The sequence below is a fragment of the Chromohalobacter canadensis genome (assembly GCF_029544075.1).
Classification (GTDB): domain Bacteria; phylum Pseudomonadota; class Gammaproteobacteria; order Pseudomonadales; family Halomonadaceae; genus Chromohalobacter; species Chromohalobacter canadensis_A.
The window spans coordinates 1-1104 of sequence record NZ_JAJQJH010000031.1 but is presented as its reverse complement, the minus strand read 5'-3'; the positions used below and the strand labels follow the sequence as shown (position 1 = coordinate 1104).

Sequence of the window (1104 nt, the reverse complement as noted above, 5' to 3'; positions counted from 1 at the left end):
TGAAGTGACCCCCTCCAGAGCTGCACAGGCTATAGTGCAGTCATCAGGAGGACAGGATGAGCGACGACACCCCCATCAAACGATGGACCGCGAAGCGCAAGGCATCTGTGGTCATGGACATCTTCAAGGGCAAGACCACGGTCGCTGAGGTCGCCCGACAGCATGACCTCACCGTCTCCGAGGTCGAAGGCTGGATCGATGAAGCCCAGCGCAATATGGAGAACGGGTTCAAGGCCCGCCCCAAGGATATCCGCGATCAATACGAGTCCGACTTGCGGGAAACCAAGGAGGCGCTGGGCGAGGCCCACTTGCAGATCTACGCACTAAAAAAGTGGCGTCGCCTGCTCGACGAGGACGAGAACTCGTAAGGTCGTTGCAGGCGGAAATGGCCCAGGAAGGCCGCGTGGTATCACTGGCCAAACTTTGCCGCTGGTTGGGCTTCCCACGGCGAAGTCTGTATTACCGGCCAAAGGCCCGGCCTCGTGTCGTTAATACGGAACTGACGGCCCGGGTGAAGCTGACGCTGGAACGCTTCCCTAGCTACGGCTATCGTCGGCTGGCGTGCGTGCTGGGTGAGAACCGCAAGCCGGTCCAGCGCATCCTGCAGCTCAAGGGCTGGCAGGTGCGCAAGCGATCGCAGGGCTTCCGACCTCGCGCCAGAAGCTTGCCGTCGATCACCTCACGGCCAGATGAGCGCTGGGCCACGGATCTCACTCACGTGTGGTGCGGTAAGGATCGGCGGGCCAGCCTGGCGGTCATCATCGACTGTTGCACGCGTGAAATCCTCGGTTGGCGATTATCGGACAATGGCAGCAGCAAGACAGCAGAGGCGGCCCTGGAAGAAGCCCTGATTTATCGGCTGGGGGCGCTGGGACGCGTTCAGCAACCGCTGGCCCTTCGCTCCGATAACGGGCTCGTTTTCAGCAGCCGCCACTACACGGGCACGGTAAAGGCCTATGGCCTCACGCAGGAGTTCACGACGCCGTATACACCGGAACAGAACGGGCTCGTGGAGCGCTTCTTCCGCTCCTTGAAGGAGGAGTGCATCTGGCTTCACCGTTTCGAATCGCTGGGCCAAGCCAGGGTCGTGATCAATCGCTGGAT

General features: G+C 61.1%; 2 protein-coding genes. Both read left to right on the top strand.

Annotated features, from left to right (window positions below; all coding sequences use genetic code 11):
* The first annotated feature begins 56 nt into the window (after window positions 1-56).
* Window positions 57-368, top strand: coding sequence for a DUF1153 domain-containing protein (locus LUN51_RS17370; RefSeq protein WP_097022596.1), 312 nt, complete (start codon window positions 57-59; stop codon window positions 366-368).
* Between the two features lie 35 nt (window positions 369-403).
* The coding region (locus tag LUN51_RS17365) for an IS3 family transposase (protein WP_277812241.1) at window positions 404-1104 on the top strand (701 nt) is incomplete at its 3' end.

Excerpts from the sequence above, each read along its gene's own strand:
- LUN51_RS17370 (WP_097022596.1), top strand. The coding sequence starts at position 57 with ATGAGCGACGACACCCCCATCAAACGATGGACCGCGAAGCGCAAGGCA.